Source organism: Variovorax sp. TBS-050B, from assembly GCF_029893635.1.
Lineage (GTDB): Bacteria > Pseudomonadota > Gammaproteobacteria > Burkholderiales > Burkholderiaceae_C > Variovorax.
Window position 1 is genome coordinate 1,440,467 of record NZ_JARXYR010000002.1, and the last position, 13,159, is coordinate 1,453,625.

Here is a 13,159-nt window from a genome sequence, read left to right on the forward strand (position 1 = left end):
ACTCTCACAGGGGTCTCGCCACCGTCACGGCTTGCCAGGGACCGGTCGACCGCCCGCTGGCCGCCGCCCAGTACCAGACTGAAGTGTCCGTGAAAGCCGTGCCTTCGGCATCGACTATGCGCTCGCAGACGCGGATCTTTTGCGTGCTGTGCCGTTGCGCAACAAAACAGCGCCACAGCCGCTCTTCGGCATCGCGTTCGAGCCGCGCCTGTGCGATGCGCCAGCCGAGCGCGCGGTAGCAGTCGGCCGCGGGATGCAGCATGCGCGTGGGCCGGTCGACCGCACGCATCACGACCATCTGGCGGCCGTCGGTCATGCGGCCGATGGCGCCCGGGAAACGCTCGGCGAAGCGCTGCTCGACCTCGCCGAGCGCCATCGGCCGCAGCGGCGCGCCGTCCCACTCGCGCGGCCACTCGACGGCGGAGGCGGCCGCCACCGGTACCGCCGGGGCCCGCAGCGCAGCCCCCGTGGACCACAGCAGGCAGGCCAGCATGGCCAGCGCGAAGGCCGCCTTGTGGCCGATGCGGTTGAGGAAATGGTTCGCGAACAGCGCTTCAAAGAACCGTGTCGACATGGCGGCCTCCTTCGGTGGTGATCAGGCCCGGGATCGACGGCTCGGCCGCCTCGGGACGGTGGCGCACGGGCGCCATCAGGCGCGCGATGCCCGCGCAGACGGCGGCCAGCACCAGCAGCCCGAGCGCCTGGTGCGCCCAGGGCGCGAGCGGCTGGCCCGCCCCTTCAAAAGCCACCAGCACGGCGTTGCGCAGCACGTTGCCCGCGAGCACCAGCAGCCCCACCAGCGGCAGCCGGCGCAGGAAGGCGCGGTCGCTGCGGCGCGCCCAGAGCGCCACCGCACAGGCCGTGAAATAGCCGAGCCAGACCATCTGCACGCCCGAGCAGGGCGTATCGACGATCACCAGCCGGCCGTCGACGAGCAGGCTGCTGCCTTCGCGCGCCACGCTGAAGCCCGGCGCCAGCAGCCAGCGGCTGGCCTCGGCCGTGAGCACGCGCAGCGGAAAGCCCGCATAGAACTGCAGCGACGACAACAGCGGCAGCGCCAGCACTGCGAGCCCCGCGACCGGCAGCGCGGCCACGCGCCGCGGCAGGAAGGCGAGCAGGCCGCAGGCGAGCGCCAGCACCGCCACCAGCCCCGCCGCGAGCGGCGGCAGCGCAGGCAGCGCGCCCAGGCCCGTGCGCAGCAGCGTCGCAAGCACCGTGCCGCCGCCGGCGAGCGCGAGCCAGCCCAGCCGCGGCGCGGCGCGCAGCTCGCGCCGGCAGTGCCAGGCGAGCAGCGCCAGCGCGGCGAGCGCCAGCAGGCCCAGCGGATCGTCGGAACCGTCGCGCATGCGCCGCACCATCCAGGCCCAGGTGGGCGCGAGCGCGGCGAACTGCAGCGCGAGCCAGCCGGCCGCCGGTGCGCGGTCGATGTGGATGCCCCAATCCACCAAGCGCGGATGGCGGTGGGCGAGCGTGGCCAGGGCCATGGGATTCTTCTCCTTGGTTCTGTGGGTCGAGGGCGTGCCGCTCACGCGGTGAAGCGGCGCGGATCGTTGCGGCGCGCACGGCGGCGCAGCATCGCGAGCATCGACAGCACCACGGCGATCGCGCCCAGCGTCTCGGGCTCGGGCGTGCTCGGCACCTCGGCGCCGAGCGCCAGCTCGCTCACGCCCTGCGGCAGCGGCTGGTTCACGTCCACGCTGTTCTGCGGCGCGGCATTGCGCACCACCTGGTCCACCGCGATGAAGCTGGTGTACTGCGTGAGCAGGCTGTACTTGAGGCCGAGCTCGGTGATGCGCTCCTTGAAGGCGGTGCCGCCCTCGAGCGCTTCCTGGTCACTCAGGCTCTGGATGCGGTGGCGCGCCCACAGCGTGCGCAGCGCGGCGGTGTCCTGGCGCATGCGCGGCTCGATCTTCAGTTCGCGGCGGTAGGGGCCTTCGGGGCCGCGGCCTTCGACGATCACGCGCCCGCGCGCCTCGCCGCGCCACTTGCCGAACACGATCACCGGCCGTTCGCCGAGCACGTCGGGCAGGGCCTCGGGCTCCACGTCGTACACATCGAGTCCGCCGAAGCTGAGCTTCACGTTGGTGAGCACCGGCGACTCCACCATGCGGCGGAAGCGCGCGGCCTGCTCGGGCGCCTGCACCGGGTCGGTGATGATGAAGGGCTCGCCCATGCCGGCGCGCGCGATGCCTTCCATGAGGCTGCGGTTCACCGACGAACCGATGCCGAAGGCGAACACGTTGGCCTTCGACAGGTTCCTGCGCACGAGCTCAAAGGCTTCGCGCTCCACCGTCACGTAGCCGTCGGTCACCAGCACCACGGTGCGCGAGACGTTCTCCTCCTTCGGCTCCGCATACACGCGCTTGAGCGCGGGAATCAGCTCGGTGCTGCCCGAGCCGCCGTAGTTCTGGATGGTGGCGAGCGCCTGCGCGATGTTGGCGCGCGTGGCCGGCACCGACTTGGGCGAGAGCATCTTGTTGCTGCCCGAGAACAGCAGCACGTTGAAGGTGTCGCTCGGCCGCAGGCCGCCGATCAGGCGCTCGAGCACGGTCTTGGCGGTGTCGAGCGGAAAGCCGTGCATCGAGCCCGAGATGTCGACCACGAAGATGTAGTCGCGCGGCGAGATGGCGCTCGCGGCCACGGCCTTGGGCGGCTCGACCATGGCGAGGAAGAAGTTCTCGCTGCCGCCGTCCGGACCCTGGCCCTTGTAGAGCATCAGGCCCGATTCGATCTTCTCGCCCGCGAGCCGGTAGTCGAGCACGAAGTCGCGGTTGTCGGCGGGGCGGCCGTCGGCCACCAGCGCGACCTCGGCATGGCGGTCCTCGTCGCTCTTCTTCACCTCGATGGCATGGGTGGCCGAGCGCACTTCCTTCAACCCCATCGGCGTCTCGATGCTGGCGCGAAGGCTGAAGCCGGTCGCGGGCGCCACGCCCGCGCGCAGCGTGGGCTGCGCCACCCACCGGGCCTGGGCGTTCTCCGACTGCGGGCTGTTGTAGCGCGGACCGACCACGGTGGGAAACACGAAGGCGTAGTTGCCCGACTGCGGCACCAGCAGCTCGGTGTAGCGCAGTTCCACCTTCACCTCGTCGCCGGGCAGGATGTTGGCGACGTTCATCTGGAACACGTTCGGCAGGTGCTGCTCGAGCAGCGCGGCGGTCTTGCCTTCCTTCTTCGCGCTGTCGTACTCGATCTGCGCCTGCTGCTTCTCGCGGATCTGCGCGGTGATCAGCCGGTCGGCCAGCCGCACGTTGAGTCCGCTGACCGCGGCCTTGGTCGAACCCGGAAAGACGTACTTCGCCTCGATCGCGCGCTGGCCTTCGTTGCGGTAGGTCTGCGTCACGGTCACGTCGGCGATGACGCCGGAGATCTTCACCGCCACCTCGGTGTCCTTGAGCGGCAGGCGGTCGACCGCGGGGTCGTCGCTCTTGACGAAGAAATACGGGCTCTCGGTCTTCAGCCGCGGCCCGGGCGCTTCCTGCGCATGCACCGGGTTCAGGCTGAGCGCGACGAAGCCGGCGGTGGCCAGGCTCACGGTGGCGAGCCAGAGCCAGCGGCCGGGACGGGTGGGGGTGTGGGCTTCCATGGCGGTGGTGTGGGTGTCCGTGCGAACTTGCACGGCCGCCACTGTCGGCGCGGCCCGAGAAGGCAGTTGGAAGACTTCTTGAAGTCCGCGGCGCGCGATGCAGCCTTGTGTGAAGTCCGTGTGAAGTCCGCCGGCGTCGGGCCTTCACACGGACTTCGGACCGCGCCGCGAGCATCGCCGCTCCACACACACACATACGCCGAGGAGAAAGACGATGTCGCAAATGCTGAAGGCCCTGCAGGGGTCGATGCTCACCAAGGTCGCGGGGCTGCTGCTGCTCACGCTGCTGCTGTGCATTCCGCTCGCGGAGATCGATTCGATCAACCGCGAACGCGGGCGCAGCCAGCGCGAGGCCGCGGCCGAACTCGCCGCCACCTACGCGGGCCCCCAGACCGTGGTGGGCCCGCTGCTGCTGGTGCCGTACGTCGAGCGCTGGCTGGAGCACGGTGCGCGACGCGAAGGGCAAGGTGACCGGCCAGGAGCCGCGCAGCAAGGAGATGGCGCACGTGGTGTTTCCCGACAAGCTGCACATCGACGGTTCGATGGCGCCGCAGGAGCGCTACCGCGGCATCTTCCGGATTCCGTTCTACACGCTCGACGCCACGCTCGGCGGCGGCTTCACCGCCTTCGATCCGGCCTCGGTCTCGCACAGCGAAGCCGATTCGAGGATCGAGTTCAAGGCGCCGTTCGTCATCTTCAGCGTGAGCGACCTGCGCGGCATCGACGGCTCGCCGACCATCGCCATGGCCGGCGAGGCGCTGCGCTTCCGGCAGCGCGTGCCCGGCATCGCGGACGACGCGGCGCTCGCCGGCGGCATCCATGCGCCGCTCTCGGGCGCGGCGCTCGCGGCGTGGAACGCCAGGCAGCCGATCGCATTCGAGATGAAGCTCGGCCTCGTCGGGCAGGACACGCTCTCGATGGTGCCGATCGCCGAGCAGACCACCGCGCACCTGCGCTCGCCCTGGGCGCATCCGAGCTTCGGCGGCCGCTTCCTCGCCACGCAGCGCGAGGTGACGCCGCAGGGCTTCGATGCGCACTGGCGCGTCTCGTCGCTCGTGACCTCGGCGCGCGAGCAGGTGCGCACGGCGCTCGGCGGCGGCACGCGGCAGCAGCCGCTGGTGCTGCAGAGCTTCGACGTCTCGCTCGCGCAGCCGGTCAACGTGTATTCGATGAGCACGCGCGCGGGCAAGTACGGTGCGCTCTTCATCGGCCTGGTGATCATGGCGGCCTTCATGTTCGAGCTGTTCCGCCGCCAGCGCATGCATCCGGTGCAGTACGGCCTGGTCGGCCTGTCGATCGCGCTCTTCTTCCTGCTGCTGCTCGCACTGTCGGAAAAGCTCGCGTTCTGGATCGCCTACGGCGCCGCGGCGGGCGCGAGCGTGCTGCTGCTGGCTGTCTATTTCAGCGCCGTGCTGCGCAGCTGGAAACGCGGCGCGGGCTTCGCCGCCTATGTCGCGGTACTCTATGGCGCGCTCTACGGCCTGCTGGCCTCGGAAAGCAATGCATTGCTGCTCGGTGCCCTGCTGACATTCGGCATGCTCGCGGCGCTGATGCTCGCGACCCGCAAGGTCGACTGGTACGCGCTGGGCGGCGGGAACCGCGAGGCCGGCGAGCCGGTCTCACCGGCTGCGGCCGGCGCGGCGGTGTAACCGATGCTACCGAGTGTTTTTCTTCTTACCTGCTGATCTGATCTCCTCATGGACGAACCCTCTCCTTCCACCGACACCCCCGGCGCGCAGCGCGCGCTGCGGCTGCGGCGCATCGCACGGTGGAGCGCCATCGCGGCGGGCTGCGGCGCGCTGGTGCTGCTGGTGGCCGCCACGGTCACCGTGGCCGTCATCTACCCGCGCCTGCCCGACATTTCCGAACTCGCCGACTACCGGCCCAAGCTGCCGCTGCGCGTGTACACGGCCGAAGGCACGCTGATCGGCGAGTTCGGCGAGGAGCGGCGCACGCTCACGCCCTTCGCGAGCATTCCGAAGGTCATGAAGGACGCGGTGCTCGCGGTGGAGGACGCGCGCTTCTACGAGCACGGCGGCGTCGACTACAAGGGCTTCCTGCGCGCGGCGGTGGCGAGCCTGAAGGGCGGGCGCAAGCAGGGCGCCTCGACCATCACGATGCAGGTGGCGCGCAACGTCTACCTGAGTTCGGAGCGCACGCTGAGCCGCAAGACCTACGAGATCCTGCTCGCGCTGCGGCTCGAGCAGCAGCTCACGAAGGACCAGATCCTCGAGATCTACCTGAACCAGATCTACCTCGGCAACCGCGCCTACGGTTTCGCGGCCGCGTCGGAGGCCTACTTCGGCAAGCCGCTCGCCAGCATCACGACCGCCGAGGCCGCGATGCTCGCCGGGCTGCCCAAGGCGCCGGGCGCGAACAACCCGGTGGCCAATCCGCGGCGCGCGCGTGCGCGCCAGCTCTACGTGATCGACCGCATGCAGGAGACCGGCTTCATCACCGCCGAGCAGGCCGCCGCCGCCAAGAAGGAAGAACTGCATCTGCGCGACGCGGCCGACCCGGACCGCCTGCATGCCGAGTACGTGGCCGAGACGGTGCGGCAGATGATGTACGCGCAGTACGGCGAGAGCATCTACACCAGCGGCATGAAGGTCTACACCTCGCTGGTCGCGGCCGACCAGGCCGCGGCGTATAAGGCGCTGCGCAAGGGCATCATGGACTACGAGCGGCGCCAGCCCTACCGCGGGCCCGAGAAGTTCGTCGACCTGCCCGACGATCCGAAGGAGCTCGACGACGCCGTGGACGATGCGCTCGCCGAACACCCCGACAACGGCGACGTGATGGCCGCGGTGGTGCTGCAGGCCGGTCCGAAGGAGATCGAGGCGGTGCGCGCCAACGGCGAGGCCGTGCAGATCACGGGCGAAGGCTTGCGGCCCGCGCAGTCTGGACTGGCCGCGAAGGCACCGCCGAACATCAAGATCCGCCGCGGCGCGGTGATCCGCGTGGCGCGCACGCCGAAGAACACCTGGGAGATCACGCAGCTGCCCGAGGTGGAAGGCGCCTTCATCGCGATGGACCCGCGCACCGGCGCGATCAAGTCGCTGGTCGGCGGCTTCGACTACGGCAAGAACAAGTTCAACCACGTCACGCAGGCCTGGCGCCAGCCGGGCTCGAGCTTCAAGCCCTTCATCTACTCGGCCGCGCTGGAGAAGGGCTTCACGCCCGCCACCATCGTGAACGACGCGCCGCTTCATTTCGACGCCGGCACCAACGGCGGCCAGGCCTGGGACCCGAAGAATTTCGACGGCGGCTTCGAAGGCCCGATGCCGCTGCGCACCGCGCTGATGAAGTCGAAGAACCTGGTGACCATCCGCATCCTGCAGTCCATCGGCACCGGCTATGCGCAGGACTGGATCACCAGGTTCGGCTTCGACAAGGACAAGCACCCGGCCTACCTGCCGATGGCGCTCGGCGCCGGCTCGGTCACGCCGATGCAGATGGCGACCGCCTACTCGGTGTTCGCGAACGGCGGCTACCGCGTCAATCCGTACCTGGTCACGCGCATCACCGACCTGCGCGACAAGGTGCTGCTCGAGACCGATCCGCCGGTGCTCGACGAGAGCCGCCGCGCGATCCCGCAGCGCAACGCCTTCATCATGGATTCGCTGCTGCAGAGCGTGGTGCGCGGCGGCACCGCGGCGCGTGCGCACCAGGCGCTAAAGCGCGACGACCTCTACGGCAAGACCGGCACCACCAACGATTCCTTCGACACCTGGTTCGCTGGCTTCCAGCCCACGACCGTGGGCATCGCCTGGATCGGCTACGACACGCCGCGCCAGCTCGGCGTGCGCGGCGAGACCGGCGGCAGCCTGAGCCTGCCGATCTGGATCGGCTACATGCAGTCGGCGCTCAAGGGCGTGCCGGTGGCGCAGCTGCCCGAGCCGCCGGGCGTGGTCAACATCGACGGCGAATGGTATTTCGACGAGTTCACGCCGGGGCACAACATCGCGAGCCTGGGCGTCGAGCCCGTCGAGGTGCAGCAGCCGCAGGAGCAGCAGCCACCGCAGGAACTGGTGCCGCTCGGCCCGCCGCCGCAGCCGGAAGAGCGCAACCGCATCCTCGATTTCTTCCGGTAACAGGCCGCGGCGCGGGCGGCCGGATGGCGCCGCGCCGGGTCTCTACACTCGGCGCAGTCCATTCCGTTCGTTCCGCCTCTCATCCCCGCTTCATGGAAATCCTCACCCTGGTGGCGCTGATCGCCATCGGCGCCTACCTGCTCAAGTCCCACGAGCAGCGCAAGCGCATCGTGCTGCTCGCCGGCCATCTCGGCAACCACCAGATCGAAAGGCTGATGGAGACGCTCACCGAAGGCTACCTGCGCTGCCTCGGCGAGGACGACCCGGCGCGCCGCGAGCAGATCTGGCGCATGCTCGACGCCACCGAGGAAAAGCTCTCGGCCGAATTCGACAGCTTCGTGGCCGGCTTCGCGCGCGTCGACGGTGCGCAGACGCGCGTGAGCAAGCTGCCGATCGCGCTTCCCTTCGCGGACCGGCTGTGGCCGGGCGCCACCTTCGACCTGCGCGACGCGCTGGCCATCCATGCGCGCGGCATCGCCGAGACCATGCGCAACGAAGCCGGCCGCACGCCCAAGAGCAAGGCCTACACCATGTCGGCCGAGCTGTTCCTGATGCAGCACACCTGCCACTGGTTCTGCAAGTCGAAGGCGGTGGCCTCGGCGCGCATGCTGGCGCGGCACCAGACCTCGTACGAGCAGTTGCTCGGCGCCGTGAGCCCGGCGACGCGGCGGGCCTATGGCGCGCTGACCGGCCAGTGAGCGGCGCCTGAACCACGGCTGCCGCGCCGGCGCCTTCAGTGGTGCGGCGCGAGCGGCAACGTGAGGGTCGCGACGGCGCCGCCGCGCGCCGCGTTGCCGAGCTCGATGCGCCCGCGGTGCAGCGCGGCGATCTCCTTCACGAAGGCAAGCCCGAGGCCGGTGCTCTTCTTCTGGCTGTGCGGCCGCGCGAGCGAATAGAACTTCTGGAACACCTTCTCCTGCGCGTAGTCGGGAATGCCCGGCCCGCGGTCGCGCACGGTCACGCGCGCCAGCCTGGAGGTGGCTTCCAGCGTCAGCAGCACCTCGCTGTCGGGCGGCGAGAAATCGATCGCGTTGTCCAGCAGGTTGCTGATCGCGCGGCGCAGCAGGAAGGGGTCGCCCTCGGTGCCGGCATCGGCGCGGATGTTCGTGCGCACGCGGATGTTGCGCTTGGCCGCGGCGGCCTCGGCACTGGCCGCGATGTCGGCGATCAGCGGTCCGAGCGCCACCGGCTCGGTGCGGTCGAGCCCGCGCCGCGTCTCGAGCGCGGTGAGCTCCATCATGCGGTCGACGATCTCCTGGATGCGCTGCGTCTCGCGCTCGATGTTCTTCAGGAAATGCTCGCGCTCCGCATGCGGCATCGAGGGCTCCTGCAGCAGCTCGGCCGCGCCGCGGATCGCCGACAGCGGGCTCTTCACCTCGTGCGTGAAGGTCTGCACGTAGTCGGCCACGTAGTTGCGCCCGGTCAGCGTGTCGCGCATCTCGCTGAAGCCTGTGCGCACCGCATCGACGGCACGGCGCGCCATGCGCGCGAGGCTCAGGCTGCGCTGCGCGCGCACCCAGGTCCAGTAGTCGGAAATCAGTCCGAAGGGCCGCACCAGCCAGACCGAGACGATCACCGCGAGCAGCAGCAGCGCGAGGCCGGAGCCCACGCCCACCCAGAGGGTGCGGGCGCGCGCATCCTCGACGAACTGGCCGAAGCTCTGCACCGGCTTGCCCACGCTGACCATGCCGACGATCTCGTTGTTCCAGCGGATCGGCGCGCCCACGTACATCACCGAGGTGCGCGGATCGTCCTCGACGTCGCGCGTGGTGCGCGCGCCGTACAGGCCGGCCAGCGTGCGCCGCACGTCGCTCCACTGCGAATAGTCGGCGCCGAGGTGCCTGCCGAGCGAATCGAACATCACGCGCCCGCTGCGGTCGGTGACGTAGACGCGCAGCTCGACGCGGTTCTTGTGCAGGTTGTAGATCTGCGCCGAGAACTCGCGTCCGTAGACGCTGCGGAACAGCGGCTCGAGCCGCGCGGCGTTGATCGCGCCCGCGATCACGTCCTGCTCGACCAGGCTCGCGAGCAGCTGCGAGGTCTCGACCAGCGATTCCTCGGCCGATTCGCGGTAGCGCGGATCGATGTCGGAGACCACGCGGTGCAGCAGAAATGCGATGCCGGCCGTGTAGATCAGCAGGATGCCGATGAATATCCGCGTGCGCCGGGTCATCTGGCTCTCCCCCAGGCTTCGCGCACTTCGTGTCGCTTCGCCAACCCCCTTCCGGGGGCAACACCTGCGGCCCGGCTGAGCCGGTTCCGCGGTGTTCCTTGGCTCTTCCCCCTCCGGGGCAATACCTGCGGCCCGGCGGAGCCGGTTCCGCGGTGTTCCGCGGCGGGGGAGGCCGGGGGGGCGCTCATGCGGGGGGTGGGAGTTCTTCGTTGAGTGCGTAGCCGGTGCCGCGCAGCGTGCGGATCGGCTCGACCTCGGGGGCGATGGCCTTGAGCTTGGCGCGCAGGGTCTTCACGTGGGCGTCGACGGTGCGGTCGAAGCTGTCGCTGGCGTCGTCCCAGACCAGCTGCAGCAGCTCGTCGCGCGTGAAGACGCGGCCCGGGCGCTGCACCAGCAGGCGCAGCAGGCCGTACTCGTAGCGCGAGAGTTCGAGCAGGCGGCCGTAATAGCGGATCTGCATGCGCTCGGTGTCCAGCGCGAAAGGCGTTGCGGGGGGCTGAGCGGGCGCAGGCGGCGCCGCGGGCGCATTTTGAGGGGGGCCCCCGTGGCCGGTTGCCACGGGCGCGCCTGGGGCCGCTCGTGCGCTGCGCCGGAGGATGGTGCGCACCCGCGCCACCAGCTCGCGCGGCGAAAACGGCTTGGCGACGTAGTCGTCGGCGCCGAGTTCCAGCCCCACCACGCGATCGATCTCGTCGCTGCGCGCGGTGAGGAACAGCATGGGCACCTCCGCGCCGCCCTGCGACTGGTTGAGCGCACGCAGCCGCTTGAAGAGCTCGAAGCCGTTGAGATCGGGCAGGCCCACGTCGAGGATGGCGAGCGCCGGCGCTTCCTTGGCGAATTCGGCGATCGCCGCTTCCGCGGTGGCGCACCAGACCGGCGTGAAGCCGTCGCTGCGCAGCACGTACTGCAGCGTGTCGGCAATGCCCGATTCGTCCTCGGCGATCAGGATCCGCGGTTTGAAGCTCATCCCCGGATGTTAGCGAGGCGGCATCGTGCGGCCGGCCCTCGCGGGACCCGTGGCGCCGTGGACACGGCGCGGCCCTTCGCGGCTTTTTTTCTTCGGCCGGGCGCTGGCTCCGTATTCTTCTCTTATCTCTTTTATTCAAATTAGTAGTAGTAGATAAGGGCAGCACCCGCCTGTGGACAGGCTGCTTTTTTCCTTCTGCGACAGTCACTTGTCATACGTCTGTCACTGTGCGCAGCCGCGCTTCCGTGCTGTCGCGCCAAAAGGGACAACATCGCCGCGCCGGTCCGCCCTGTGGATAACCGCCCGCTTGTGCCGGAAATCTCCCCAGAGTTGTCCTTTGACAGCGTCGTCGAAATCTGCGAAAGACAACTTTGGTGGCAAGTAATCCATTGCCGCTTATTTGGGCAGACTGTAGATTCGCCTTTCAAATCAAAGACTTGCAACGCTCTTACAAAGTAGTGCGAGTGTTATCCACAGAGTTGCCCAAGCTTTGTGGGGAGAACCGGCACCGGAACCTTCGGTGACCGGTCCGAACGAACCTTGTCCTTCAACCAGCGGAAATTTCGAACGTGACCACTTCCGAGACCCGGGCCATCCTGACCCTCAGCCTGCTGGCTGCCTTCGCCGACGGCGACAAACACGAACGAGAACGCGCCGAGATCAAGCGCATCGCCGAAGGTCTGTCGCAGGCCGACGGCGTGAACCTGCCCACGCTCTACCAGGACGTGCTGATGAAGCGCGTGTCGCTCGCCTCGGCCGCCGGCGAGCTCCAGAGCAGCGAATCGAAGCACCTGGCCTATGAAATGGCGGTCTGCGTCTGCGATGCCGACGGCACGCAGTCGGAGGCGGAGCGCATGTTCCTGGCGGACCTGCGCACCTCGCTCGGGCTCGATGCCTCGGCGGCGCAGTTCACGCAGCAGGCGGAGGCGATCGCCGCGGTGCCGGTCTCAACCGGCGCCGTGGCGGCGGCGGCGCCTGCGGCAGCGGTGGCCGGCGCGGCCGCGGCGGTCGACGGCGCGGAGATCGACAAGTCGATCCTGAACGCCGCGATCCTCAACGGCGCACTCGAACTGCTGCCCGAGACGCTTTCGACCATGGCCATCATTCCGCTGCAGATGAAGCTGGTCTACGGCATCGGCAAGCGCTATGGCTACGAGCTCGACAGCGGTCATGTGAAGGACTTCCTCGCCACGGTCGGCGTGGGCCTGACCTCGCAGTACCTGGAGCAGGCGGGCCGCAAGCTGCTCGGCGGCCTGCTCGGCAGGATGGGCGGCGGCATGCTGCGCGGCCTCGGCAACCAGGCGGTGAGCTCCGGCATGAGCTTCGCGTCGACCTACGCGCTCGGCCACGTCGCCAAGCGCTACTACGCCGGCGGCCGCACGCTCTCGACGCAGATGCTCAAGGACACCTTCGCCGGCGTGGTGCAGGAAGGCAAGGGCCTGCAGACGCAGTACCTGCCCGCCATCCAGGAAAAGGCCCGCACCCTCGACACCGCCAAGGTACTGGCGATGGTCCGCGGCGCCTGAGCCGAACGGGGACCGGCCGCGCGCAAGCGCCGGCCCCATCCCAGAGACACCGTGGAACCGGCTCCGCCGGGCCACCGGTGTCGCCCCCGGTGAGCGGGTAGGCGCAGCGACACGCAGTGCGCGAAGCCTGGGGGAGAGCTAGTTCGCCAGGTCGTCGAGGATGGGGCAGTCGGGGCGCGCATCGCCATGGCAGCAGTGCACCAGGTGTGCGAGCGTGTTGCGCATCGCCTGCATGTCGGCGATGCGCTGCTCCAGTTCGCCGAGGTGCTTCTGCGCGATGCGCTTCACGCTGGCACTGGTGCGGCGGCGGTTGTGCCACAGCCCCACGAGTTCGGCGATCTCCTCCATCGAGAAGCCGAGATCGCGCGAACGCTTGATGAAGCGCAGCGTGTGGATGTCGGCCTCGCCGTACTGGCGATAGCCGCTCTCGGTGCGCGCCACCGCGGGCAGCAGGCCGAGGCCCTCGTAGTGCCGCACCATGCGCGCCGACACGCCCGAGCGCCGCGCGGCCTCGCCGATCGCCACATTCGCCGCAGCGCCCACCGGACGACCTTCGCCCTGACGGGCTGCGGTGCGAGCCCCTTCGGGCGGCCGGGCGGGGCTCATTGCACCTTGTAGCCCGCGTTCTCGATCGCGGCCACGATGTCCTGGCGCGGCTGCTCGCTCAGCACGTCCACGTGGCCGGTTTCGAGGTCGACCGTGACCTGCGCTTCGGGATCGACCGTCTGCACCGCGTTCTGCACTGCGTTCACGCAGTGGCCGCAGCTCATGCCCGAGACCTGGAATTTCTGGCTCATCGTCGTGGCTCCTTGATGA

At 69.4% G+C, this 13,159-nt stretch carries 11 protein-coding genes and 1 pseudogene; 5 read left to right on the top strand and 7 right to left on the bottom strand.

Translation table 11 applies throughout. The features are described 5' to 3' along the window. Nucleotides 1–4: 4 nt before the first annotated feature. From M2165_RS09910 to M2165_RS09920, 3 genes are read right to left on the bottom strand one after another with little or no spacing between them, the layout of a single operon-like run. A complete protein-coding gene (locus tag M2165_RS09910; protein ID WP_280814476.1) occupies nt 5–574 on the bottom strand; it encodes a hypothetical protein in 570 nt (189 codons plus the stop codon). Then, a complete protein-coding gene (xrtQ, locus tag M2165_RS09915) occupies nt 555–1,484 on the bottom strand; it encodes an exosortase Q (RefSeq protein WP_280814477.1) in 930 nt (309 codons plus the stop codon). Before xrtQ ends, M2165_RS09910 begins: the two co-directional genes overlap by 20 nt. Before the next feature lie 41 nt (nt 1,485–1,525). Next, nucleotides 1,526–3,583, bottom strand: a complete 2,058-nt coding sequence (locus M2165_RS09920) for a VIT and VWA domain-containing protein (RefSeq protein WP_280814478.1) — start codon at nt 3,581–3,583, stop codon at nt 1,526–1,528. 247 nt (nt 3,584–3,830) lie between these two features. Here M2165_RS09920 and M2165_RS09925 point away from each other — a divergent pair. From M2165_RS09925 to M2165_RS09940, 4 genes and pseudogenes are all read left to right on the top strand, one after another. Beyond that, a pseudogene (locus M2165_RS09925) lies at nt 3,831–3,971 on the top strand (inner membrane CreD family protein); the annotation flags it as partial. A 58-nt stretch (nt 3,972–4,029) separates the two neighbouring features. After that, nucleotides 4,030–5,232 carry a cell envelope integrity protein CreD gene (gene creD, locus M2165_RS09930; RefSeq protein ID WP_280814479.1) on the top strand — a complete coding sequence of 401 codons (1,203 nt, stop codon included), beginning with the start codon at nt 4,030–4,032 and terminating at the stop codon, nt 5,230–5,232. A 48-nt stretch (nt 5,233–5,280) separates the two neighbouring features. Continuing rightward, a complete protein-coding gene (locus tag M2165_RS09935; RefSeq protein WP_280814480.1) occupies nt 5,281–7,677 on the top strand; it encodes a penicillin-binding protein 1A in 2,397 nt (798 codons plus the stop codon). Nucleotides 7,678–7,769: 92 nt separating this feature from the next. After that, entirely contained in the window at nt 7,770–8,375 is a 606-nt protein-coding gene (locus M2165_RS09940) for a hypothetical protein (protein WP_280814481.1), read from the top strand. A gap of 35 nt (nt 8,376–8,410) precedes the next feature. On the opposite strand, the gene creC is transcribed toward M2165_RS09940, so the two are convergent. Then, on the bottom strand, nt 8,411–9,850 hold the full coding sequence (gene creC / locus M2165_RS09945; RefSeq protein WP_280814482.1) for a two-component system sensor histidine kinase CreC: 1,440 nt from the start codon (nt 9,848–9,850) through the stop codon (nt 8,411–8,413). A gap of 184 nt (nt 9,851–10,034) precedes the next feature. After that, complete coding sequence (creB, locus tag M2165_RS09950) at nt 10,035–10,817, bottom strand: two-component system response regulator CreB (RefSeq protein ID WP_280814483.1); 783 nt, start codon at nt 10,815–10,817, stop codon at nt 10,035–10,037. A 569-nt stretch (nt 10,818–11,386) separates the two neighbouring features. Here creB and M2165_RS09955 point away from each other — a divergent pair. Beyond that, on the top strand, nt 11,387–12,343 hold the full coding sequence (locus tag M2165_RS09955; protein ID WP_280814484.1) for a DUF533 domain-containing protein: 957 nt from the start codon (nt 11,387–11,389) through the stop codon (nt 12,341–12,343). A 138-nt stretch (nt 12,344–12,481) separates the two neighbouring features. Here M2165_RS09955 and cueR read toward each other — a convergent pair whose 3' ends face one another. Both cueR and M2165_RS09965 read right to left on the bottom strand, forming a co-directional pair. Next, the gene (gene cueR, locus M2165_RS09960) at nt 12,482–12,886 is read right to left on the bottom strand and encodes a Cu(I)-responsive transcriptional regulator (protein ID WP_280814485.1); all 405 of its coding nucleotides are present in this window, start codon (nt 12,884–12,886) and stop codon (nt 12,482–12,484) included. A gap of 59 nt (nt 12,887–12,945) precedes the next feature. Further along, the gene (locus M2165_RS09965) at nt 12,946–13,140 is read right to left on the bottom strand and encodes a heavy-metal-associated domain-containing protein (RefSeq protein WP_280814486.1); all 195 of its coding nucleotides are present in this window, start codon (nt 13,138–13,140) and stop codon (nt 12,946–12,948) included. Nucleotides 13,141–13,159 lie beyond the last annotated feature (19 nt).